22 protein-coding genes are annotated in these 19,876 nt (G+C 65.1%); 15 read left to right on the top strand and 7 right to left on the bottom strand.

The window, feature by feature from the left end; all coding sequences use genetic code 11:
* Positions 1–65: 65 nt before the first annotated feature.
* The 3 genes from X265_RS01915 to X265_RS01905 are packed head-to-tail and all read left to right on the top strand — an operon-like array spanning position 66 to position 1,623.
* Entirely contained in the window at positions 66–851 is a 786-nt protein-coding gene (locus tag X265_RS01915; RefSeq protein WP_128963385.1) for a heme ABC transporter permease, read from the top strand.
* On the top strand, positions 848–1,033 hold the full coding sequence (gene ccmD, locus X265_RS01910; protein ID WP_128963384.1) for a heme exporter protein CcmD: 186 nt from the start codon (positions 848–850) through the stop codon (positions 1,031–1,033). Before X265_RS01915 ends, ccmD begins: the two co-directional genes overlap by 4 nt.
* Positions 1,030–1,623 (top strand): DsbE family thiol:disulfide interchange protein, encoded by a 594-nt coding sequence (locus tag X265_RS01905; protein WP_128963383.1) that lies wholly within the window; start codon positions 1,030–1,032, stop codon positions 1,621–1,623. Before ccmD ends, X265_RS01905 begins: the two co-directional genes overlap by 4 nt.
* A gap of 34 nt (positions 1,624–1,657) precedes the next feature.
* Here the strand turns inward: X265_RS01905 and X265_RS01900 are convergent, their stop codons facing one another.
* From X265_RS01900 to ftsY, 3 genes are all read right to left on the bottom strand, one after another.
* The gene (locus X265_RS01900; RefSeq protein WP_128963382.1) at positions 1,658–2,851 is read right to left on the bottom strand and encodes a hypothetical protein; all 1,194 of its coding nucleotides are present in this window, start codon (positions 2,849–2,851) and stop codon (positions 1,658–1,660) included.
* Positions 2,852–3,069: 218 nt separating this feature from the next.
* Entirely contained in the window at positions 3,070–3,672 is a 603-nt protein-coding gene (locus X265_RS01895) for a septation protein A (RefSeq protein ID WP_128963381.1), read from the bottom strand.
* Between the two features lie 3 nt (positions 3,673–3,675).
* A complete protein-coding gene (gene ftsY, locus X265_RS01890; RefSeq protein WP_128963380.1) occupies positions 3,676–4,620 on the bottom strand; it encodes a signal recognition particle-docking protein FtsY in 945 nt (314 codons plus the stop codon).
* Positions 4,621–4,667: 47 nt separating this feature from the next.
* On the opposite strand from ftsY, the gene X265_RS01885 reads away from it, so the two are divergent.
* Positions 4,668–5,369 (top strand): RluA family pseudouridine synthase, encoded by a 702-nt coding sequence (locus X265_RS01885; protein WP_164938379.1) that lies wholly within the window; start codon positions 4,668–4,670, stop codon positions 5,367–5,369.
* Positions 5,370–5,471: 102 nt separating this feature from the next.
* A complete protein-coding gene (locus X265_RS01880) occupies positions 5,472–6,581 on the top strand; it encodes a DUF2336 domain-containing protein (protein WP_128963379.1) in 1,110 nt (369 codons plus the stop codon).
* Between the two features lie 168 nt (positions 6,582–6,749).
* Here X265_RS01880 and mtaB read toward each other — a convergent pair whose 3' ends face one another.
* A complete protein-coding gene (mtaB, locus tag X265_RS01875; protein ID WP_128963378.1) occupies positions 6,750–8,003 on the bottom strand; it encodes a tRNA (N(6)-L-threonylcarbamoyladenosine(37)-C(2))-methylthiotransferase MtaB in 1,254 nt (417 codons plus the stop codon).
* Positions 8,003–8,878: a diaminopimelate epimerase gene (gene dapF / locus X265_RS01870; RefSeq protein WP_128963377.1), complete on the bottom strand. Its 876-nt coding sequence runs from the start codon at positions 8,876–8,878 to the stop codon at positions 8,003–8,005. Before dapF ends, mtaB begins: the two co-directional genes overlap by 1 nt.
* Between dapF and X265_RS01865 the strand changes: the two genes are divergently transcribed.
* The 3 genes from X265_RS01865 to X265_RS01855 are packed head-to-tail and all read left to right on the top strand — an operon-like array spanning position 8,877 to position 10,533.
* Entirely contained in the window at positions 8,877–9,101 is a 225-nt protein-coding gene (locus tag X265_RS01865) for a hypothetical protein (RefSeq protein WP_128963376.1), read from the top strand. The genes dapF and X265_RS01865 overlap by 2 nt on opposite strands.
* Complete coding sequence (locus tag X265_RS01860) at positions 9,098–9,823, top strand: GyrI-like domain-containing protein (protein WP_128963375.1); 726 nt, start codon at positions 9,098–9,100, stop codon at positions 9,821–9,823. The genes X265_RS01865 and X265_RS01860 overlap by 4 nt, the downstream gene beginning before the upstream one ends.
* Positions 9,824–9,828: 5 nt before the next feature.
* Positions 9,829–10,533, top strand: coding sequence for an SIMPL domain-containing protein (locus X265_RS01855; protein ID WP_164938378.1), 705 nt, complete (start codon positions 9,829–9,831; stop codon positions 10,531–10,533).
* A 48-nt stretch (positions 10,534–10,581) separates the two neighbouring features.
* On the opposite strand, the gene X265_RS01850 is transcribed toward X265_RS01855, so the two are convergent.
* Positions 10,582–11,571, bottom strand: a complete 990-nt coding sequence (locus X265_RS01850) for an MBL fold metallo-hydrolase (protein WP_128963373.1) — start codon at positions 11,569–11,571, stop codon at positions 10,582–10,584.
* A 446-nt stretch (positions 11,572–12,017) separates the two neighbouring features.
* On the opposite strand from X265_RS01850, the gene ffh reads away from it, so the two are divergent.
* From ffh to rimM, 3 genes are all read left to right on the top strand, one after another.
* Positions 12,018–13,565: a signal recognition particle protein gene (ffh, locus tag X265_RS01845; protein WP_128963372.1), complete on the top strand. Its 1,548-nt coding sequence runs from the start codon at positions 12,018–12,020 to the stop codon at positions 13,563–13,565.
* A gap of 85 nt (positions 13,566–13,650) precedes the next feature.
* Positions 13,651–13,983 (top strand): 30S ribosomal protein S16, encoded by a 333-nt coding sequence (rpsP, locus tag X265_RS01840; protein ID WP_061850367.1) that lies wholly within the window; start codon positions 13,651–13,653, stop codon positions 13,981–13,983.
* A 9-nt stretch (positions 13,984–13,992) separates the two neighbouring features.
* Positions 13,993–14,505, top strand: coding sequence for a ribosome maturation factor RimM (rimM, locus tag X265_RS01835; protein ID WP_128963371.1), 513 nt, complete (start codon positions 13,993–13,995; stop codon positions 14,503–14,505).
* Here rimM and X265_RS01830 read toward each other — a convergent pair.
* The gene (locus tag X265_RS01830) at positions 14,502–15,422 is read right to left on the bottom strand and encodes a LysR substrate-binding domain-containing protein (RefSeq protein WP_128963370.1); all 921 of its coding nucleotides are present in this window, start codon (positions 15,420–15,422) and stop codon (positions 14,502–14,504) included. The two genes, rimM and X265_RS01830, sit on opposite strands and share 4 nt — an antisense overlap.
* A gap of 226 nt (positions 15,423–15,648) precedes the next feature.
* On the opposite strand from X265_RS01830, the gene X265_RS01825 reads away from it, so the two are divergent.
* From X265_RS01825 to leuC, 4 genes are all read left to right on the top strand, one after another.
* Positions 15,649–16,773, top strand: a complete 1,125-nt coding sequence (locus tag X265_RS01825; protein ID WP_164938376.1) for an MFS transporter — start codon at positions 15,649–15,651, stop codon at positions 16,771–16,773.
* 64 nt (positions 16,774–16,837) lie between these two features.
* Positions 16,838–17,593, top strand: coding sequence for a tRNA (guanosine(37)-N1)-methyltransferase TrmD (trmD, locus tag X265_RS01820; RefSeq protein ID WP_128963368.1), 756 nt, complete (start codon positions 16,838–16,840; stop codon positions 17,591–17,593).
* Positions 17,594–17,700: 107 nt separating this feature from the next.
* Positions 17,701–18,081, top strand: a complete 381-nt coding sequence (gene rplS, locus X265_RS01815) for a 50S ribosomal protein L19 (protein ID WP_128963367.1) — start codon at positions 17,701–17,703, stop codon at positions 18,079–18,081.
* A gap of 325 nt (positions 18,082–18,406) precedes the next feature.
* Complete coding sequence (gene leuC, locus X265_RS01810) at positions 18,407–19,813, top strand: 3-isopropylmalate dehydratase large subunit (protein WP_128963366.1); 1,407 nt, start codon at positions 18,407–18,409, stop codon at positions 19,811–19,813.
* The last annotated feature ends 63 nt before the right edge of the window (positions 19,814–19,876 follow it).

Genomic DNA, 19,876 nt, shown 5'->3' with positions numbered 1-19,876 from the left:
ATCAACTTTCGCTGCGCGCTTTCATGCTGATTGCGTGAGCAGCCCACGGTGATTATCAGGATACCATGCCGCTGATCGACCTCGCCAACCCCACCAGGTTCCTCGCGCTCTCGGCGCGGGTGTTGCCGTGGCTTGCGGCCGCGACCGCCATCCTGCTTGCGACGGGCCTCTATCTGTCCGCTCTTGCGCCCGACGATTATCAGCAGGGCGCGACCGTGAAGATCATGTTCATCCACGTGCCCAATGCCTGGCTGTCGATGTTCGTCTGGGGCGTGATGAGCGTCGCCTCGCTGGGCACGCTGGTGTGGCGGCATCCGCTTTCCGACGTCGCCGCCAAAGCCGCCGCTCCGATCGGCGCGGCCTTCACCTTCCTGGCGCTGCTCACGGGCTCGCTGTGGGGCCGGCCGATGTGGGGCACCTATTGGGAATGGGACGCGCGGCTGACCTCGGTGCTGATCCTGTTCCTGATGTATCTCGGCCTGATGGCGCTGTGGCGCGCGGTCGAAGATCCCTCGCGCGCGGCGCGCGCCGCGGCGGTGCTGACGCTGGTCGGCGCGCTCAATCTTCCCATCATCAAATTCTCGGTCGACTGGTGGAATACGCTGCACCAACCGGCCTCAGTGATGCGCATGGGCGGCTCGACGCTCGACAAATCGTTCCTGATTCCGCTGCTGGTGATGGCGGTCGCATTCACGCTGCTGTTCGTCACGCTTCATCTGGCCGCCATGCGCAACGAGATTTTGCGCCGGCGCGTGCGCTCCTTGCAGATGATGCAGGCGAGCCGCGTGGCGTTTTCCAGCGAAATGAGCACCGGTTCGCGCCAGGAAAACGCATCGACAGGAGCTGCATGATCATGTCGCTCGGTCCCTACGCGCCCTTCATCGTGACGTCCTACGTCGCGGCAGCCATCGTGGTCGTGCTCCTGATCGGCTGGATCGTGCTCGATCATCGCAACCAGACGCAGCGTCTGCGCGAGCTCGAGCGCAGCGGCATCACCCGCCGCTCGGGCCGCAGCGCGACGGGCACGCCATGACCGATCAATCGACCTCCGCACCGCCGCAGCGCCGCACCTTCCTGATGGTACTGCCGCTGCTCGCGTTCCTCGGGCTCGCCGTGCTGTTCTGGTTCGGGCTCGGCGGGGGCGACCACTCGCGGATTCCCTCCGCGTTGATCGGAAAGCCCGCGCCACAGATCACGCTGCCGCCGCTCGAGGGATTGCAGACCGACAGCGCACAAGTGCCGGGGCTCGATCCTTCCGCGTTCAAGGGCAAGGTCAGCCTCGTCAATGTCTGGGCCTCCTGGTGCGTGCCTTGCCACGACGAAGCGCCGCTGCTGACGGAGCTCGCCAAGGACAAGCGCTTCCAGCTCGTCGGCATCAACTACAAGGATGCGCCCGAGAACGCGCGGCGCTTTCTCGGCCGCTACGGCAACCCGTTCGGACGCGTCGGCGCTGACGCCAACGGCCGCGCCTCGATCGAATGGGGCGTCTATGGCGTCCCGGAGACTTTCGTCGTCGGCCGCGAAGGCACCATCGTCTACAAGCTGGTCGGCCCGATCACACCCGACAATCTCAAGGCCGTGCTCATCCCCGAGCTCGACAGGGCGCTCAAAGCAGGAAGCTGATCATGGCGCTGACGAACTTCTTCGCGGATTAGGTTCACGAAGCGTCACGACGATGGGTCGTGTCCGTGTTGCCTGCAAGCAAGCCGGACACGACATCCCAGCCCTTCTCGAACATATGGCCGACCTTGTGACCGAAAGATTGGTCCGGGCGCAACCGCGGCGATTCCAGAATGTGCATCAGGTGCCGGTGATCGCTTGGAATCGTGTTGATCTCGGCGTCGACGGCGGCCTGGACGGCCGTCATCAGCTGATCCAGCTGCTGGCCCCAGCCGGACCCTTTGAGCTCGATCCGAGTTCTCAGCGCGTCCTCGATCCCGTATATCTCGCTGACGATCTCCTTCGCCCGCACCGGACGGTAGTTCCTGAGCGCAAACAGCAGGAGGTGGTGCTTCTCCTCGATCTGATCGAGCACCATCGACACCGCAATCGCGAAGGGGGACGCCGCGATCCGCGCCGCAGCCCGATCGGCGGCGGGAACGGTCGCGACCGACAGCAGCTCCCAAGGCGTCTCCAGACGCCTTGCGAGGATCATGAGCGCGAACGGCACGGCATCGGCGCGATTGGCCTTCAGCGTTCTCAAAAGGCCGAGGACCTTGTCCAGACTGGCGCCCTCGAGCCGGCCAATCCTCGGCGCGAGCGCACGGCCGAAATCCTCGAGCTCCCGCTGCATGTCGAGGTAGCGCAGCATCTTCTTCAGGTCGTCGAACGTCGCATGCGAGCTGGTATAGGCCATCAGGCCGTCGCGAATGGAGGCGGTGCCCTCGGCCGAGCCGAGCAGGCCGTTGAGATAGATCAGCACCTTCTTCTGGAACGCCTGGGCCATCTGCCGCGCCTCGGCCTGCTTGTCCGCGGCGATGACATCGTTCGCATCGGCGATGTAGTCGGCGGCCATGCTGCGCAGCAATTGCTCGGTCACGAGGCTCCAGATCGGCGCGAGCGATCCACGGGCGATCTGACCGCTATTGGCCCGCTCGGGCGCCCTGTCCACCAGCACCGGCTCGAGCGGCTCGAAGAAGTAGCGTGAGGGATTTCCGACGCGATAATGATTCTGGCCGGTGTTGCGAAACTCGGCACGCAGCGCCGCGATCAGGGGCTCGGAATGCGGAATGTCCTCGCCGAGCAGATGCAACCGTTCGAGTTCGGCGAGCAGGCGGCGGCGGACCTGCGGGGCGAGCTGCCGGAGGTACTCAATCAGGTGTTCAGCGGTCTGGCCCTGTTTTGTGTTCACCACCGGTCCTCCGGCGTGCCACCATCTCTTCACGGGAAAAGGCTACCGACTGCGGCCCTTCAGGCAAGATAATGCGCTGAATAATTTCATCATGCGGTTACAGAGCGATGAAGACGGGAACGGATCGGCCGTCCGACCCGACCCGCGGGCGCGCGAAGTGCACGGCAGCGTGAATAGGCTTGGTCGGGCGTTGGCCGGAGGGAACCGATAGCCGGGCGTCAGCCGTTCCTGATATCCCCGGCCTCGGCCTCGCTGGTTTCCAGCGACACCGGCTCGACCCCGTAGCGCTTGGTCAGCGGCATCTGGGCGATGGCGAAGATCATGGTCAGCGGCGTGACGCCGAACACCTTGAAGTTCACCCAGAAGTCGGTGCTCTGGGTGCGCCAGACCACCTCGTTCAGTACCGCCATGCCGGCGAAGAACAAGGCCCAGCGCAACGTCAGGATCCGCCAGCCCTGCGGCGTCAGGTTGAACATCTGGTCGAACATCACCGCGATGAAGGAACGGCCGAACAACAAGCCGCCGCCGAGAATCGCGGCGAACAGGCCGTAGATGATGGTCGGCTTGACCTTGATGAAGGTCTCGTCGTGCAGCACCAGCGTCAGCGTGCCGAACACCAGTACGATCACGCCTGTCACGATCGCCATGATCGGGATGTGGCGCGTCACCACATAGGAGGCGATCATCGCCGCCACGATCGCGACCATGAAGGCGCCGGTTGCGGCGAACAGGTTGAACTTCGCATTGACGAAGAAGAACACGAGCAGCGGACCGAGCTCGGTCGCAAGCTTGAACAGCGGATGCGGCTGGGTCTTGTCCATTCTCTAGCTTTCGATACCGGCGATCGCGCGGGCGAAATCGCGTGCGGTGAACGGCGCAAGATCGTCGACGCCTTCGCCGACGCCGATGAAATGCACCGGCAGTTTGAATTTCTCCGCGAGCGCCACCAGGATGCCGCCGCGCGCGGTGCCGTCGAGCTTGGTCATCACGAGGCCCGTGACTCCCGCGGTGCGATGGAAGGCTTCGACCTGCGACAACGCGTTCTGGCCGACGGTGGCGTCCAGCACGAGTAGCACCGCATGCGGCGCCGTCGCGTCCACCTTGCGGATGACGCGCACGACCTTCTCCAGCTCGTTCATCAGCTCGGCCTTGTTCTGCAAGCGGCCGGCAGTGTCGATCAGGAGCACGTCGATGTTCCGCTCTTTGGCCGCCGTCAGTGCATTGAAGGCGAGGCTTGCCGAGTCCGAGCCTTGCGCGCCTGCGATAACAGGCGTCTTGGTGCGCTCGCCCCAGACCTTGAGCTGCTCGATCGCGGCAGCGCGAAACGTGTCACCGGCGGCGAGCATCACCTTGCGGCCTTCGGAGGCGAATTTCTGCGACAGCTTGCCGATCGTGGTGGTCTTGCCGGAGCCGTTGACGCCGACCACGAGGATGACGAACGGCTTCCTGGCCGTATCGATCTCGAGCGGCTTCGCCACCGGGGCCAGCACCTTCTCGACCTCGGTCGCGACGACGTCCTTGACCTCGTCGGCCGAGATCGCCTTGTCATAACGTCCCGTGCCGACCGCGTCCGCAATCCGCACCGCGACGGAGGTACCGAGGTCGGCGCGCAGCAACACGTCCTCGATGTCGTCGAGCATGGCGCGGTCGAGCTTGCGCTTGGTGACGAGGTCGGCGACCGCGGTCCCCAGCGAGGACGAGGTGCGCTTCAGCCCGTTGGACAGGCGGCGCCACCAGCTCAGCTTGGGGGTGTCAGTGGTATCGTTCATGGCGGGGGTGTGTTAGCCGTTCCGGCAAGTAAACGAAAGTCTTGCAATTGCTCGATGTTCCCGAATTGACTGCTGACGAGATCCTGGGCCGCGTGCTCCATCGCGACGGCTTGATGCTGGTCATCAACAAGCCGGCCGGTCTACCGGTGCATCGCGGCCCCAAGGGCGGCCCCAATCTGGAAGACTCCTTCGACGCGCTCCGGTTCGGCCTGCCGCGGCCGCCGGTGCTGGCCCACCGCCTGGACAAGGACACCTCCGGCTGCCTCGTGCTTGGCCGCCATCGCAAGGCCACCGCTTCGCTCGGCCTTCTCTTCAAACATGGCAAGATTGGCAAGACCTACTGGACCGTGGTCGAGGGCGGGCCGGCCGAGGACGAGGGCACCATCGATATGCCGCTCGGCCGGCTCAATGCCGAGCGCGGCTGGTGGCAGAAGCCCGACCCGGAAGGGCAGAAGGCCATCACCAACTGGAAAGTGCTGGGCCGGGGCGAGGGTTTTACCTGGCTCGCCATGGAACCGGTGACCGGCCGGACCCATCAATTGCGGGTGCATTCCTCGGCGACCGGATGGCCGATTTTCGGCGATAACATTTACGGTAACGGCCCGCGCTTCGGCGAGCCGAAGCTGCATCTGCATTCCCGCGAGATCGTGGTGCCGATCTCCCGGAACAAGGAGCCGATCCGCGTCGTCGCGCCGGCCCCGCCACACATGCACGAGAAGCTCCGTGCCTGCGGCTGGAACGGGGAATAGCGGTCCGTCCAAGCCATGGTTTACGAAACGTTCAGGGCTCGCCTCTAATGATAGCGGTTGCTTAGAACAAGCCTCCCATTCGCTCAGGACGAGCACCGCGTCATGTCCACGGCCGAGCTATCCATTATCGACGAGGTCGAGTCCGCGATCCGGACCGGCTCGCCGGAAAAGGGCCTGGAGACCGCGCGGCGCGTCACCGACCTGTTCCTCTCTTCCGCCGGAAGCTTCAACGACGAACAGATTGCCCTGTTCGACGACGTGCTCGAGCGCCTGATCGGCACCATCGAGCTGCGCGCCATCGCCGATGTGGCAGCCCGCGTTGCGCTGGCTGAAATCAGCGCCCAGCTCGCGCCGATCGCGCAGGCGCCGCCGTCCGTGATCCGCCGCCTCGCCAACAATGACGAGATTCGCATCGCCGGGCCCGTGCTGCAGGAATCCGCGCGCCTCGACGACGGCGAGCTGGTGAAGATCGCCTCCAGCAAAAGCGAGCCGCATCTGCTCGCGATCGCCGGCCGCTGGTGGCTGAAGGAGATCGTCACCGATGCGCTGCTGGCGCGCCGCTATCCCAGCGTCAGCCGGCGCCTTGCCGCCAATCCCGGTGCGCGCATGTCCGGAAAGGGATTCACCGTCATCGTTGGACAAGCCGAGAGCGATCCCGAGCTCGCGGTAAGCATCGGCATCCGCGTCGACCTGCCGTCGGACCTGCGCCGCCGATTGCTGCGTTCGGCAACCGACGCCGTTCGCACCCGTCTGCTATCACGCGCCCCGCCCGACCTGTTCGAAGAAATCCAGAATGCGATCGCCGCCGTCACCGTCGGCGTCGAGCGCGAGATGTCGGGCGTGCGCGACTTCGAGGGCGCCAAGCGCGCGATTGCAAGTCTCAAGGCGACGGACCAGCTCAACGAGGCGACGCTGCTCGGCTTCGCCAGGCAGCGGCGCTACGAGGAAACCGTGGCCGCCTTGGCCGCGCTGTCCGGCTCGACCATCGAGGTGATTCGTCCGCTGATGCAGAGCCTGCGCGAAGACGGCCTGCTGGTGCCGTGCAAGGCGGCACAGCTCTGCTGGCAGACGACGGCGGCCGTGCTCGAGAGCCGCTTTGCGACAGGCGCGATGAAGCCGGCGGACCTTGCGCGAGCGGAGAATAATTTTGCGCGCATGACGGCCGAGAACGCACGACGCACGTTGCGCTTCTGGCAGGTGCGGGCGTTGTAGTTCTTTCCCTCTCCCCTTGTGGCAGAGGGTGGCTCGCCGCCTAGCGGCGAGACGGGTGAGGGGTATCTCTCCGCGAGTCCACACATCAATTGAGTACGCGGAAGCAACCCCTCATCCGGCGCTTCGCGCCACCTTCTCCCACAAGGGGAGAAGGAAAGAGGCAGCGGATCATATGGTGAGCCGCTCGCCGTCATTGCCGGCGATCCTCAACGACACGACGCTGCCAATACGCCCGCCCGCTATTGCCACCGGCAGATAATGCTCGGTGCGCCCCTGCCCTTCGCTCTCGATCAGCACAGCGCGCTGTGCGCCGATCTCTGCGTTCAATCGGTGCCGCAACGCCACCTCGCCAGCCGCACGCAGCCGCTTCGCGCGGTCCTTGATCGCACCGCCTGGAACCTGGGGCATCTTCGCAGCCGGCGTGCCGGGGCGCGGCGAATAAGGGAAGACATGCAGGAAGGTCAGGGCGCATTCCTCGACGAGATCGAGCGAGCGCGAGAACATCCCCTCGGTCTCGGTCGGGAAACCCGCGATGATGTCGGCGCCGAAAACGATATCCGGGCGCAGGCGCCGGACCTGGTTGCAGAACGCGATCGCATCGCTCCGCGAATGCCTCCGCTTCATGCGCTTCAGGATCATATCGTCGCCGGATTGCAGCGAGAGGTGCAGGTGCGGCATCAAGCGCGCATCGTCGGCGATGGCATCGAGCAGATCGCGATCGGCCTCGATCGAATCGATCGAGGAGATGCGCAGCCGCTTCAGCTCCGGAACGTGCCGCAGGATCTGCTTCGTCAGCATGCCGAGCTTGGGCGCGCCCGGCAGGTCGGCGCCGTAGCTGGTGAGGTCGACGCCGGTCAGCACGATCTCGGCGTGACCGCGTTCGACCAGGGAGCGAACCTGTTCGACCACCGCGCCCATCGGAACCGAGCGCGAATTGCCGCGGCCGAACGGGATGATGCAGAAGGTGCAGCGATGATCGCAGCCGTTCTGCACCTGCACGAACACCCGCGGTAGACCGCTCGCATAGCCGTCGACGAGATGTGGCGCCATCTCCCTGACGGCCATGATGTCGCTGACGGCAATCTTCTCGCTGGCACCGAGATCGAAGGCGTCGCGCGTTGCGCGCCACGCATCCCCGCGCATCTTGTCGTCATTGCCGACGACGCGGTCGACCTCGATCATGTCGGCGAACATCGCGCTTTGCGTCTGCGCCGCGCAGCCGGTGACGACGATGCGTACGCCCGGCCGTTCGCGCTTCAACTTGCGGATCGACTGCCGCGCCTGCGCCACCGCCTCATTGGTGACGGCGCAGCTGTTGATCACGATGGTGTCGGTGAGGCCCGCCTCCTCGGCTTTGCTGCGGATCACCTCGGCCTCGAAGGCGTTGAGGCGGCAGCCGAAGGTGACGATATCGACCGCCATTAGCCTGCAGGCGCGAACAGCGCAGGATCGAACTTGCCTTCGTATTCGAAGGTCGCCGTGCCCGTCATCAGCACGTGGTCGTCGCGCTCGCGCCATTCGATGCCGAGGTTGCCGCCGGGCAGCGTCATCTCGACCTTGCGTTCGGTGCGCTTCAGCCGCGCCGCCGCAACCGCAGTCGCGCAGGCCGCAGAACCGCAAGCCCGGGTCAGCCCGGCGCCGCGCTCCCAAGTGCGCATGGTGATGTGCTCACGATCGACGATATGGGCTAGCGTGATGTTGGCGCGCTTCGGGAAGATCGGATGATTTTCCAGAAGCGGACCAAAACGTTCGAGATCGTAGGCATCGACGTCGTCGACCCAGAAGATCGCGTGCGGATTGCCCATGCTGACCACGGAGGGCGAATGCAGGATCGGCTTGTCGATCGGCCCGATCTGCAATTCGATGTAGCGTGTGTCGCGAAACTCCTCCGCCAACGGAATATCCTGCCAGCCGAACTTCGGCGCACCCATGTCGACTGTGTAGAGATCGGGCGTCGGGCCCTGCCAGGCATTGAGCAGGCCGGCGGCGGTTTCGAACGTCGCCGTGGTCTGCCCGCTCTTTTCGAAGATGCGGCGCACGACGCAGCGCATGCCGTTGCCGCACGCGCCCGCTTCCGAGCCGTCATTGTTGTAGATGCTGATGAAGGCTTCGGTGCCGTGGAGCCGCGGCTTCTGCAGCACCATGAGCTGGTCATAGGGCACGCCGCCATGCGCGGAGGCGACGGCGCGGGCGTCATCAGGCGTGATGCGGCCGGCGGAATCGCGCATATCGACAACGACGATCTCGTTGCCGATGCCGTTCATCTTGGCAAATGCGTGGTTGGCCAGCGCGCTCATGAAAATTCCCGAATTTCGCCTGCCTTATATGGCGATCCTTGCCGGCTTGGCCAGTGATTTGCTGCTGGCTGCCGCTGATGTCAGGCATGACGCATCTGTCATGGGACGAATTTGGCGCTCGCGTGTTAGAACGGCGCAGTTCGCGCGACCGGGGACGCGCGACCGGATGTGGGCCTTGGTCGTTAAGGCCTTGCTCGTTAAGGCCTTGGGGAGAATGGAATGATTGGGTTTCGTCGTCTTGCTCTGGCTGCGCTGATCCCGGCGGCGGCCTTTTCGCTTGGGCTATCAGGTGCTCTGGCGCAGACGCCGAGCCCGGCGCCGTCAGCCTCAGCAAGCCCCTCGCCGGCTCCGTCGGCCGCTCCCTCGCCCGCCGCGAGCACCTTGCCTGCGCCCGCGGCAACTCCCTCCCCCGCGGCCAGCGCCTCGCCGAGCCCGGCGGCGCCACCGCCTGCCGCAGCCGCCACCCCCGCCCCGGTGCAGACCGCCGATCCGTTTGGCCAGGAGACCACGCTCGAGGCCAAGAAGGTCGTGATGGTCAAGGGCACCGCCAATTGGGACTCGGCCTTCGATACCCTGGTCGACGCCTTCAAGGCGCTGAACGCGCTGCTCGACAAGCAGGGCATCAAGCGCGCCGGCAACCCGATGATCGTCTACACCTCGACCGACGACACCGGCTTCACCTTCCTCGCCGAGATCCCGGTCGACCAGGATCCGAAGAACCTGCCCAAGGACATGAGCATCGGCAAATCGCCGGAGGGCAAGGCGCTGAAATTCGTCCATCGCGGCTCCTACGACAACATGGATAACACCTATGAGGCGATCACCAATCACCTCGACGACAAGAAGCTGGAAGCCAAGGACACGTTCATCGAGGAGTACCTCACCGATCCCCTCAAGACGGCCGAGGACAAGCTCGTGATCAATGTGTTCGTACCGCTGAAGTGAGACCGATGAAAAAGTCTGCCGCCCTCGCCGCCATCTTCGCCGCCACAGTGACGGCAGTGCCCGCGCTCGCCGATGATTTTCCGTCCGCCATCTCCGTGAGCGGCGAGGCGACCGTCTCGGCCGCCCCCGATCTTGCGCAGATCGATGCCGGTGTCGCCAATGACGCCAAGTCGGCGAAGGAAGCCTCCGACGCCAACAATGCCGCGATGGGCAAGGTGCTGCTGGCGCTGAAGGGCGCCGGCATTCCCGAGAAGGATTACCAGACCTCGCGGCTGTCGCTGCAGCCGCAATATGCCCCGAACCGCTCGAACGGTGCCTCGCCCGTGGTCGGCTTCCGCGCTTCCAACCGCGTCACGATCAAGATTCGCGACGTGACCAAGGTCGCCGGCATCATCGACACGCTGGTCGGCGCCGGCGCAAACGACATCGGCAACATCTCCTTCGAGGTGACGCAGGCCTCGAAACTGCTCGACGACGCCCGCGAGCAGGCGGTGACAGATGCACGGCGCAAGGCCGAGATCTACGCGAAAGCCACCGGCGTGACGTTGGGTGCACCACTCAGCGTCTCCGAGGGCGGCGCTCCGATGCCGCTGTTCAAGGGCCGCATGGCCGCAGCCCCGATGGCCGCGCCTGCCGCGGTTGCGCCCGGCGAGGAAACGTTGTCGGTGACGGTGAGTGTGAGCTGGGCGATCAAGGCGAAAGAGCAATAGATCCCGTGTCCCGGACGCGCTGCGCTGCGCCCGGCGCAGAGCGGCGACCTAAATCTCCACCACTTGCCCCGGCTTCATCGCCACGAACCGCGCCTGCGGAATCTTCGCCGCGTCGAGTGCTTCCACCAGCGCCTTGGCCGGTGCGTCGATCGCCTCATCCGTCAGCTGGAACGTGCCGTGATGATGGCCCAGCGCCTGCTCTGCGCCGCAATCAGCGAGCGCCTTCACCGCATCTTCCGGGTTCATGTGCTGGTCGCGCATGAACCAGCGCGGCTCGTAAGCGCCGATCGGCAGGATTGCCAGACGCAAAGCTCCGTGCCGCTCCGCGACACGACGAAAATGCCTGCCGTCGCCATAGCCGGAATCGCAGACGATGTAGATCTTCCCCGCCGGCGTCTCCAGCACGAAGCTCGCCCACAGCGCCTTGTTGCGGTCGAACGGGCTGCGCGCGGTCCAGTGGCGGGTCGGGACCAGATGCACGGCAATGCCGCCGCCGAGTTCGACGCGATCATGCCAGTCGAACGCGTGCGCCTTGATGGTGGAGTCAGCCCGGCGCATCGTCACGTCATTGCCGAGGGGGGTGACCACCCGCGGGGCGAAGTTCTTGGAGAGCCGCGACAGCGTCGCGATGTCGAGGTGATCGTAATGGCCGTGCGACACCAGCACGACGTCGATCTTGGGCAGCTTCTCGAAGGCAATGCCGGGATCGTTGTGCCGCTTCGGCCCGGCCCAGGCCACCGGCGAGACCCGCATCGACCAGACCGGATCGACCAGGATATTGAGGCCGCCGGTCTCGATCAGCCAGCTGGCATGGCCGATGAAGGAGAGCCGCACCTTGCCACCGTCGACGCGCTCCTGCGGGGTGTCGGCATGAGGGCTCGGGGCCCAATCCGGCCATTTCGCGCGCTGGCGTCCGCCGCTGAACTGCCAGCGCAGCACCTCGCGCAGCGATTTTGGCGGCGCGCCGTCCGGATCGAAGAAATGCAGGCCGTTGAAATGGTCGGAGGCGGGACCGTCATAGGTTTTCATGCGGGACATCGAGGCTGGTCGGAGAGGTAAGACATCACCGGCTATATGGGCGGGGCCGCCGAAAAAGGAACCCGTCGCCGGAAACCTCCTCTTTTCAAGGCCTTGTCCTGGCAAAGCCGTGCCGGCAGCCTAACTTTCCTTGACTTTTGGGCGTGAGCGGCGTTTAACCCAGCCACTTTCTCGGAAAGGCTTTCTTTTCGACCCGCCGACTGGCCCCGGAGGCCAGAGGTCAACGCCCGACAGCGCGATGCGCCCTCGGGCGCAAAGGTGTTTGGAAGATTGTTTGCCCAAGGAAGTGGTCATCGCCCGACTTGATCGGGCGATCCAGTATCCCAAAGGCGGCTCGGCTGGAACCGAGGTGCCGCGGCGTACTGGATGCCCCGGTCAAGCCGGGGCATGACAGAGGTGAATAAAGGCGCGCCCTCTCACCGGGGGACAGCAACAGGACCACTTCATTGTTCGACAATCTGTCGGAACGGCTTGGCGGAATTCTCGATCGTCTGACGGGGCGCGGTGCGCTGACTGAGAAGGACGTCGACGCCGCGATGCGCGAGGTGCGCCGCGCGCTGCTCGAAGCCGACGTTGCGCTCGAGGTCGTGCGCAGCTTCACCGAACGCGTCCGCGAGCAGGCGATCGGCGCCACCGTCGTCAAGTCGGTCACCCCAGGCCAGATGGTGGTCAAGATCGTCCATGACGAGCTGGTCAACACCCTCGGCGCCGAAGGCCAGACCATCGACGTCAACTCCGTGCCGCCTGTGCCGATCATGATGGTCGGCCTGCAGGGCTCCGGTAAGACCACCACCACCGCAAAGCTCGCCCGCCGCCTGGTCCAGCGCGACAAGCGCAAGGTGCTGATGGCTTCGCTCGACGTCTATCGTCCGGCGGCGATGGAGCAGCTGGCCGTGCTCGGCCGCGACCTCGACATTCCGACGCTGCCGATCGTGGCAGGACAGCAGCCGCCGCAGATTGCCAAGCGCGCGCTGGAAGCCGGCAAGCTCGGCGGCTACGACATCGTGCTGCTCGACACTGCCGGCCGCACCACGCTCGACGAAGAGATGATGACGGAAGCAGCGGCGATCAAAGCTGCTGCGAACCCGCATGAAGTCCTGCTGGTCGCGGACTCGCTCACCGGCCAGGACGCCGTGAATCTCGCGCGCGCATTCGATCAGCGCGTCGGCCTCACCGGCATCGTGCTGACGCGCGTCGACGGCGATGGCCGGGGCGGCGCCGCGCTGTCGATGCGCGCGGTCACCGGCAAGCCGATCAAGCTGATCGGTACCGGCGAAAAGACCGACGCGCTGGAAGATTTCCACCCCGATCGTATCGCCGGCCGTATCCTCGGCATGGGCGACGTGGTGTCGCTGGTCGAGAAGGCCGCCGCCAATATCGACGCCGAGAAGGCTGCGCGCACCGCCGAGCGCATGCGCAAGGGGCAATTCGACCTCAACGACATGCGTGAGCAGCTGCTGCAGATGGCCAACATGGGCGGCATCAGCGGGTTGATGGGCATGATGCCCGGCATCTCCAAGATGAAGAATCAAATCGCCGCCGCCGGCATCGACGACAAGATCCTGAAGCGCCAGGTCGCCATCATCGATTCCATGACGCGCGACGAGCGCCGTCATCCCGATATGCTCAAGGCCAGCCGCAAGAAGCGCATCGCGGCAGGGTCCGGCCAGAGCGTCGAGCACGTCAACAAGCTCCTGAAGATGCACCGGAACATGGCCGACGTGATGAAGGCGATGGGCTCGGGCAAGCGCGGCCCGCTCGCCGGCATCGCGCAGGCGATGGGCTTTGGCGGCGGCATGAAGATGCCGTCTCCGGAGGAGATGAAAGCGCTGCAGGAGAAGATGCAGAGCGGCGGCGGACAGGGTCTGCCCAGCCTGCCCAAGGATTTGCCGCCCGGTCTTCGCACCGGCCTGCCGAACCTGCCCGGACTGACCGGGCTGAGCGGCAAGCCGACGCTGCCGGGCCTCGGCGGTTTCCCGGGCAAGAAGAAATGAGGAATTCGTTGCGAGGGATCGCTTCGGTCTCGCGCAACGCGAAATGCCAATCAACCGAACAAAACGTACTTTGAAGGAGAACTGAATGTCCGTCGTTATCCGCCTCGCCCGCGCAGGCACCAAGAAGCGTCCCGTCTATCACGTCGTCGTCGCCGACTCGCGCTTCCCGCGCGATGGTCGCTTCATCGAGCGTCTCGGCTATTTCAACCCGCTGCTGCCGAAGGACAACGAGACCCGCCTCAAGCTCGACATGGACAAGGTGAAGGCCTGGCTCGCCAAGGGCGCGCAGCCGTCGGACCGCGTGTCCCGCTTCCTCGACGCCGCCGGCGTCAAGAAGCGCGAAGCGCGCAACAACCCCGAGAAGGCCGTGCCGCGCAAGGAGCGCAAGGCGCAGGCCGAAGCGGCTGCGAAGAGCTAAGGCCAGACCATGTCGGCGCTGATCTGCGTCGCGCGGATCGGCGCTGCGCATGGTGTGCGCGGCGCGGTCAAATTGTGGACCTTCACCGAGGATCCCTTTGCCGTGAAGCGCTACGGTCCGCTTGTCTCCAAGGACGGCAAGCGCCAGTTCGAGCTGGTGCAGGTCCGCGAAGCCAAGGACCATCTGGTCGCGACGTTCAAGGGCGTCACGACCCGCGATGAGGCCGAGCGCCTCAACGGCATCGAACTCTATGTCGCGCGCGAAAAACTGCCCGCGACCGACGAGGACGAATATTATCACGCCGACCTGATCGGGCTCGCCGCCGTCACAACTGACGGCGATGCGCTCGGACGCGTGCTCGCGATCCATAATTTCGGCGCCGGCGATATCATCGAGATCGCCCCCCTCAAGGGCGCGACGATGCTGCTGCCGTTCTCGAATGCGGTGGTGCCCGAAGTCGACATCAAGGGCGGCCGCGTCGTGATCGCGCTCCCGCAGGAGATCGAGGGCGAGGAGCGCTAGCCGCGCTCACCTGTCTGACGTCCCTGCTGCTCGAGCCAATCGCAAAATACCGCGCGATGCGGATCGTCGTCACGCCCTACGGGAAAATACGCAAAATAGCTGCGGGCCGGCAGGCTGATGTCCGGAAACGGCGTTATCAGGCGTCCGGCCGCAAGATCGTCGGCAATCAGCGCCGTCGGCCCCATGGCGACGCCGAGGCCGTCGAGCGCAGCCTGAAGCGTCAGATAGAAATGATCGAAGATCAGCGATGCCGCGCCCTCCAGCGCGGGCTCGCCCGCATCGGTCAGCCAGTCGCGCCATAGCCGCGGCATCGAGGTAACGTGCAGGAGCGTATGACGGCTGAGATCCGCGACCTCCGTCAACGGCAGTTTTACCAGCAGCGCGGGACTGCATACCGGCAGCCGCTGCTCCGACAGCAGAAAGCGCGCCGCAAAGCCGTGAAACGTGTCCGGTCCGCCGCGTATCACGACGTCGAACAGCTCTGGCAACGCATCCACCGGATCATTCGAAGTCGACAGCCGCACCTCGATATCGGGATGCTCGGCGCGAAACCTTGTCATGCGCGGCAGCAGCCAGCGCAGACTGAACGTCGCAAGCGCGTTGACGCGCAGCACCGCGGCCGGCGCCTCGCCGCGTCGCTTGCGATGTTGCTGCACGGCGGCGGAGACGCGATCGAGCGCGGGTGCGAACTCGGCAAGCAGTGCAGCGCCGGCCGGCGTCAGCAAGACCCGCCGAACCGATCGTCGGAATAGCGCCGGCGGCCCGAGCCAGCTTTCGAGCAGACGGATTTGCTGGCTGACCGCGCCATGCGTCACGCCAAGCTCGACGGCAGCTTCCTTGAAGCTGCCGAGCCGGGCCGCCGCCTCGAAGGCGAGGACGGCGTTCAGCGGCGGCAGGCTGCGGCGGGGAACGAACATGGACGGTACAATAGAATTTCTAACGCGAGGTCTGATTATTACTGGTTTGTGACAGCTTCTTGAAGACCGCATAATGAAAGCCAAGGCACTCACCAACCTTTACTTTCGGCTGCGCTGGACTTGAGCCTTGGCAATCTTTCCTTCAAATTTTCTATCGCGATCGCAAGCACTCGCTCCAGATCCGGTATCTCTCAGCAAGCCGCGCCGCACGCTCGCGGCAACCGGGATGAACCACGCCCTCCACGACGGCTACACGGATCTGATCTATGTGCTGCTGCCGGTGTGGCAGGGCGAGTTCGCGCTCAGCTACGGGCTGCTGGCCATCATGCGCGGGCTCTATTCGGTCGCGATGGCCGGGCTGCAGATCCCGATCAGCCACCTCGCCGAGCGGATCGATGGAAAGATCCTGCTCGCGCTCGGCACAATGGTGGCGGCGCTCGGCTATGTGCTCGCGGGGCTCTCCGGCAGTGTCGTCGGACTGGGCCTTGCGCTGCTGGTGTCCGGCGCCGGCGCGAGCACGCAGCATCCGCTCGCCTCGGCCGCGGTGTCGCGCGCCTATGGCCAGGCGGCACGCGGGCCGCTCGGCATCTACAATTTCAGTGGCGATCTCGGCAAGGCGACGCTTCCGGCCCTGACGGCGATGCTGCTGGTGATCGTGTCCTGGCGGCACGCGCTGCTTCTGATCGCATTGATGGGCCTGCTTGTCGCGCTCTGTCTTGCGCTGCTGATGCCGACCGTCGGCAAGGATTTTGCCCAGACATCAGCGGTTACGACGCATGGCACCAATCCCGGCCGCGGCGGATTCTCCTGGCTGCTCGCGATCGGAATTCTCGACAGCGCGGTGCGAATGGGTTTTCTCACCTTCCTGCCCTTCCTGCTGCGCGACAAGGGCGCTTCACTGCCAACGAGCGGGGTTGCGCTCGCGATGCTGTTCATCGGCGGCGCTGCCGGCAAATTCACCTGCGGCTGGCTCGGTGCGCGCATCGGCACGATCCGCACCGTGCTGCTGACCGAAGGCGGGACGGCTGCGCTGATTGTCGCGGTGCTGCTATTGCCGCTGATCCCGGCCATCATCGTGCTGCCGTTGCTGGGCGTGATGCTCAACGGCACATCCTCGGTGCTGTACGGGACGGTCTCCGAGCTCACCTCGCCTGATCGCACCGAGCGCGCCTTCGCACTGTTCTACACCGGGACGATCGGATCTGGCGCAACCGCGCCCGTGCTCTATGGCCTGCTCGGCGACTCCCTTGGCCCGACGCTGGCGACAGTCGCAACGGCCGCCACGGCACTGGCGATCTGCCCGCTCGCGCTGCTGCTGGGATCGCATCTCGCCGACGGCGGCCGCGCCTGACCAACTCGGGATCTCGCAAATTCGAGGTCTCGACCTGCCGGGCGCAATGCCCTAACCAGCGGCCATGACCAATCCCTCCCCCTGGCGCGCGACAGTGCTGACGCTGTTTCCGGAGATGTTTCCGGGGCCGCTCGGCGTGAGCCTGGCGGGGCGGGCGCTGGCGTCCGGCCTCTGGCGGATCGAGGCGCGGGACATCAGGGCCTCCGCCACGGACCGTCATCGCAGCGTCGACGACACCCCGGCCGGCGGCGGGCCGGGCATGGTGCTGCGGGCGGATGTTCTGGCGGCGGCGATCGACGCCGCCGAAATTGGCCCGGACCGGCCGAAACTGCTGATGAGCCCGCGCGGTCGGCCATTGACCCAGGCCCGCGTCATGGAGCTCGCCCAGGGGCCCGGTCCCCTGATCGTCTGCGGGCGGTTCGAGGGGATCGACCAGCGGGTGATTGACGGCCGCGGCCTGGAGGAGGTCTCGATCGGCGATTACGTACTGTCGGGGGGCGAAATCGCCGCGATGGCTCTGATTGACGCCTGCGTCCGGCTGCTGCCGGGGGTGATGGGCAAGGAAGCTTCGGGAACCGAAGAGAGTTTTTCCGATGGCCTGCTCGAATACCCGCAATACACCCGCCCCCAGCTGTTCGAGGGGGTTCCGATCCCGGAGGTTCTGACCTCCGGCGACCATGCCAAGGTCGCCAGCTGGCGGCGGGCGCAATCCGAGGCCCTGACGGCGGCCCGGCGGCCGGATTTATGGGCCCAAATCCCGCCCAAGGCCCCGAATCGGCCCGGACGCCAAAAAACGCCAAAAAACAAGACAGACGGGTGACAAACGCTCCGGCTTGCCTTATAGGAGCGCCCACATCCGCAATGGCTGGATACGAATTTCGCGCAGCCCCCGTTTCCAAGGCTGGGCGCGCCGATGGAGATTTACCCATGAACCTGATCCAACAGCTTGAAAAAGAGCAATTCGACAAGCTCTCCGCCAGCAAGGACATTCCGGAATTCGGTCCCGGCGACACCGTGATCGTCAACGTGAAGGTCGTCGAAGGCGACCGCACCCGCGTGCAGGCCTATGAAGGCGTTTGCATCGGCCGTTCCGGCGGTGGCCTCAACGAGAGCTTCACCGTCCGCAAGATCTCCTACGGTGAGGGCGTCGAGCGCGTGTTCCCGGTGATGTCGCCGATGATCGACTCGATCAAGGTGGTGCGTCGCGGCAAGGTGCGTCGCGCCAAGCTCTATTATCTCCGCAGCCTGCGCGGCAAGTCGGCCCGCATCGTCGAGAAGACCGAGCACGCCAAGGCCGTCAACGAGTAAGCTTCGCCACGAGGCGATTTTCGAAAAGCGCGGGACTCGGTCCCGCGCTTTTTTGTTGCGTCAGCCGTGCGCGTCAAACCACTCGCGCTTCCAACTTGGCCTGCTATATATTCTTGGAATGTTTCCAGATCTGACCAGCTTCGTGAGCCCCCGGCGCATCGTCATCGACGATCGCTCGCGGCTGCCTGGCCGTTTCTTCGGACGCTTCGCGACCTCGGCAACGTCAGAGCTTATTCGCGCAGCCTAGAAGCTGCGCCGACGATTTTGTTGCCCCGCGCGAACATCGCGCACATCTGCTTCACACATTCTCTTGGAGCTGACGCTCATGTCCAAGCCGACCACCCTGTACGACAAGATCTGGAACGACCATCTGGTGCACGAAGCCGAGGACGGCACCTGCCTGCTCTATATCGACCGCCACCTGGTGCACGAGGTGACCTCGCCGCAAGCTTTCGAAGGCCTCCGCGCCACGGGACGCAAGGTCCACGCACCCGGGAAGACGCTCGCCGTCGTCGACCACAACGTGCCGACCACCGACCGCAGCAAGCCGAATCCCGATCCTGAAAGCATCGAGCAGATCAAGGCGCTGGCCGAAAACGCCAGGGAATTCGGCATCGAGTATTACAACGAGTTCGACAAGCGCCAGGGCATCGTCCACGTCATCGGTCCCGAGCAGGGCTTCACGCTGCCCGGCACCACCATCGTCTGCGGTGACAGCCACACCTCGACGCATGGTGCGTTCGGCGCGCTCGCGCACGGCATCGGCACGTCAGAGGTCGAGCATGTGCTGGCGACGCAGACGCTGATCCAGAAGAAGGCGAAGAACATGCGCGTCACCGTCGACGGCAGATTGCCCGACGGCGTGACCGGCAAGGACATCATCCTCGCCATCATCGGCGAGATCGGCACCGCCGGCGGCACCGGCTACGTGCTGGAATATGCCGGCGATGCGATCCGTGCGCTCAGCATGGAAGGCCGCATGACGGTCTGCAACATGTCGATCGAAGGCGGCGCCCGCGCCGGCCTCGTCGCGCCCGACCAGAAGGCCTACGACTTCCTGCGTGACCGTCCTAAGTCGCCGAAGGGCGCGGATTGGGATGCGGCGATGCGCTACTGGGAGAAGCTGCGCTCCGACGAAGGCGCGCATTTCGACCACGAACTGCGCCTCGATGCGGCCAAGCTGCCGCCGATCGTGACCTGGGGCACCAGCCCCGAGGACGTCATCTCGGTGACCGGCATCGTGCCCGACCCTGACAAGATCGCGGATGAGGCCAAGCGCATCTCCAAGCACCGCGCGCTGAAGTACATGGGCCTGACCGCGGGCACGAAGATCACCGACATCAAGCTCGACCGCGTCTTCATCGGCTCCTGCACCAACGGCCGCATCGAAGATCTGCGCGCCGCCGCGAAGATCGCCGAAGGCAAGACCGTTTCGGCGAACGTCAACGCCATGGTGGTGCCGGGCTCCGGCATCGTGAAGGAGCAGGCGGAAGCCGAGGGTCTGGACAAGATCTTCATCAAGGCGGGCTTCGAATGGCGCGAGCCCGGCTGCTCGATGTGCCTTGCCATGAATCCGGACAAGCTGAAGCCGGAAGAGCGCTGCGCTTCGACCTCGAACCGCAATTTCGAAGGCCGCCAGGGCTTCAAGGGCCGCACGCATCTGGTGTCGCCGGCGATGGCCGCGGCGGCGGCGATCGCGGGTCACTTCGTCGACGTCAGGGACTGGCGCTAAGCTGTTCCCGACAATTGTCACTGATGCGGTAAATCGCCGTTAATCCCCGGCCATGACACTGCG

This window comes from Bradyrhizobium guangdongense, assembly GCF_004114975.1.
In the GTDB taxonomy this organism is placed as follows: domain Bacteria; phylum Pseudomonadota; class Alphaproteobacteria; order Rhizobiales; family Xanthobacteraceae; genus Bradyrhizobium; species Bradyrhizobium guangdongense.
The sequence above is the reverse complement of the archived record's forward strand: the minus strand, read 5'-3'. Positions and strand labels throughout refer to the sequence as shown.